Consider the following 1,220-nt stretch of genomic DNA (forward strand, 5'->3'; position numbering starts at 1 on the left):
GGGTCTGGAGGGCGGCGCGCAGCAGCTGCGGGACCGGGGCGCTGCCACCGGCCGCGATGGCCGCCTCCGCCTGCGGCGTCACCGCCGAGACGGCCTCGTCCGCCTCCCGGGCGGCGTAGCCCAGCCCGATCAGCGCCGCGACGAGCTGCTCGGTCCACGGGGCCGGCCCCGTGGCCGCGGGGGCGCGCTGCGCCCCGCCCAGCGGAGCGCCCAGCTTGTCCTTGAGCTCCAGCAACAGCTTCTGTGCACCCTTCTTGCCGATGCCGGGCACCGCCGTCAGGGCCTTCTCGTCGCCCGTGGAGACGGCCAGCCGCAGGGCGTCCGGGCTGTGCACGCCGAGCATCGCCTGGGCCAGCCGCGGCCCGACCCCGCTCGCGGTCTGGAGCAGTTCGAAGACCTGCCGCTCGTCGTCGTCGGCGAAGCCGTACAGCGTCAGCGAGTCCTCCCGTACGACCAGGGAGGTGGCCAGCCGGGCCGTCTCCCCCATCCGCAGGCCCGCGATGGTCGTGGGCGTGCACTGCACGGCCATGCCCACTCCCCCGACCTCGATCACGGCCAGGGTGGGGGCGAGCGCGGCGACCGGGCCGCTGACGAAGGCGATCATGAGGGGCGGCCTTTCGAGGCGTGCAGGGCGACCGCCTGCTGGAGGCGGTTCTGGGCGGGGGCCCGCCAGATGTGGCAGATGGCCAGGGCGAGGGCGTCCGCGGCATCGGCCGGCTTGGGCGGGGCGGAGAGCCGCAGCAGCCGGGTCACCATGGCCCCGACCTGCGCCTTGTCGGCCCGGCCGGAGCCGGTGACGGCGGCCTTGACCTCGCTGGGGGTGTGCAGGGCGACCGGTATCCCGCGGCGGGCGGCACAGAGCATGGCAACGGCACTGGCCTGGGCGGTGCCCATCACCGTGCTCACGTTGTGCTGGCTGAACACCCGTTCCACGGCGACGATTTCGGGCCGGTGTTCATCGAGCCACTGCTCGATGCCCGCCTCGATCGCGACGAGCCGGTGCCCCAACTCCGCGTCCGCGGGGGTCCGTACGACTCCCACGCCGATCATGGTGAGGGGCCGTCCGGCGACGCCCTCGACCACGCCGACACCGCACCGGGTCAGCCCCGGGTCCACGCCGAGTACGCGCACCACACCCACCCCCCTCTTCCGACAGCCGGTGCGTGCAGGCTAACCGGTGGCACTGACAAAGCGGCGGGCCGACGGGGTGTGTCCCCGTC

2 protein-coding genes are annotated in these 1,220 nt (G+C 74.5%); both read right to left on the reverse strand.

The genetic code is table 11. The features are described from left to right. Nucleotides 1-604 (reverse strand): Holliday junction branch migration protein RuvA (gene ruvA, locus ACFXA3_RS42795; RefSeq protein WP_385197005.1); only part of this gene is annotated, 604 nt, incomplete at its 3' end. Next, nucleotides 601-1,131 carry a crossover junction endodeoxyribonuclease RuvC gene (gene ruvC / locus ACFXA3_RS42800; RefSeq protein ID WP_385197007.1) on the reverse strand — a complete coding sequence of 177 codons (531 nt, stop codon included), beginning with the start codon at nucleotides 1,129-1,131 and terminating at the stop codon, nucleotides 601-603. The genes ruvC and ruvA, both read right to left, overlap by 4 nt. Nucleotides 1,132-1,220: the final 89 nt, after the last annotated feature.

The sequence above is a fragment of the Streptomyces sp. NPDC059456 genome (assembly GCF_042750055.1).
Lineage (GTDB): Bacteria > Actinomycetota > Actinomycetes > Streptomycetales > Streptomycetaceae > Streptomyces.